The sequence below is a fragment of the Sodalis sp. (in: enterobacteria) genome (assembly GCF_047607725.1).
Classification (GTDB): Bacteria; Pseudomonadota; Gammaproteobacteria; order Enterobacterales; family Enterobacteriaceae; genus JBLKSS01.
The window spans coordinates 1-1575 of the sequence record NZ_JBLKSS010000308.1 but is presented as its reverse complement, the minus strand read 5'-3'; the positions used below and the strand labels follow the sequence as shown (position 1 = coordinate 1575).

At 58.2% G+C, this 1575-nt stretch carries 1 protein-coding gene and 1 pseudogene; one reads left to right on the top strand and one right to left on the bottom strand.

Translation table 11 applies throughout. The features are described from left to right. Nucleotides 1–238: pseudogene (locus ACMX3H_RS18860) on the bottom strand (IS21 family transposase); the annotation flags it as partial. A 679-nt stretch (nt 239–917) separates the two neighbouring features. On the opposite strand from ACMX3H_RS18860, the gene ACMX3H_RS18855 reads away from it, so the two are divergent. Next, on the top strand, nt 918–1575 hold a 658-nt coding region (locus tag ACMX3H_RS18855; RefSeq protein ID WP_415211871.1), incomplete at its 3' end, for a hypothetical protein.

The window sequence follows — 1575 nt, the reverse complement described above, 5'->3', positions numbered from 1 at the left end:
CCTTGCCGGATTTGCCGGGATAGAGCAGGCGGTCGAGGTCGACGGGGGACAGTTCCGCCGGCAATGGCCAGACCAGGTTAGCTACCGTGAATCGGCCGAGGATATCGTGCACTGTGGTACAGCCGATGCCGAGCGCTGCTGTGATGGTGCGATTCGAGCGACGCTGCTCAAATTTCATGCGTAATACATTGATATAGGTGCACATTTCTGTTCTCACGTTCTTCTTTTTACGTGCCATGCCATACCCCCGGAAGCTAAAAGTCTCCAGAGTATGGCGGAACAGAAGATGAGCGATCGGACAGAATCGGAATCGCTGATCGGGCGACCGAAATCAGTGATCGGACGTGACCGGAACCAGCACTCCCGCTGTTTCACCGTTCCATCGTGTCTCCCCTTCGCCACACCGCCTGGCCAGCGCCCCCTTCTTTGACGAGCTCCATCATTCCACTGACCCATCGTTTACTTTGTTTCGCCATTTAACGATTTCATCGTTCCCTGACTTCCCCGTTTCGTTATGCCACCACCCCGCTATTCTACCGTACTGAATCAGTCTTTCACCCGATGACGGCGGGGAAGTTAACTTCTTAGGCTATTGGGCAATGGGCTTATATGCCGATAAATTATTATCAGCCCTAGCCCGGCCCAGCACCCGGAAACAAACATGGGTGCAGGAAACCGTTCGCAGCGCTTGCCGCGTCGCCGGGCCCTACCCTGGAAGCGGTAACGCTATCTTCTAACGTCTAAGGTCGACCTACAGGTATCCCGATGATGAAGCCTATTCTGCAAGACAACCCTCCGCCGCGAGCGGCTGTGGCATCGCTGGAAGCGTCTCCAGCCGCTTACGTCTGAGCCCAGCGGCGTGAGGCAAGCAAAATGGTTACGCCCAGCTACCGCGGGGAGGATCTCCCCCGCGCCCCTTGCGTATTGATGCGGCGCTTGCCAACGTCACCCCCCTGCTTACTCCCGTACCGTCGCGCCCCAGCAAAAACGCCCAACCCGACGCCTCGACCGGGACGCACCCGGCCATGCAATCTGCCTCACCGCCGCGACGCTTACAAAGCCCGCAACGCGCCACCACGGCCGGCGCGCACCCGTTCATGAAATCGCCCTCATCGCCGGTGACCCTCAGGCGCCCGCGGCATGACCCCGCGGCAGTGGCGAGCCAGGCTCCGCCGCGGCCGCCGAAACCTTCGCCGTTACCGGCACGTACGCTCGGCGATGCGTCCCTCATTTATGCGCAAATTGATCATGAGGCCCTGCCCACGTTTCGATCGACAGGTACCACGTTCGTTCCCTACGACAAAACCGTGTATGCCGCTCTGCACAGCCCGGCGCCCCTCATCACTGACGTCAACAAGGCGCCGGATGGGAGGGTGCATTCCTGGATCAATTTCAGCGTCGAGAGAAAAAAACATGCGGCGTTCGAGGCACTGATGTGGGGTGGCAACCATTTCCGGACTCTCAAAGGGAACGTTGGGTTAGCCGGAAGCCTTTTACTGGCGCGGCTTACAGCCATTTTAAGGATTTTGGACTCGTCGCAAAAAAATGAGCGGAAAATGAGTTTTTTGCACTATA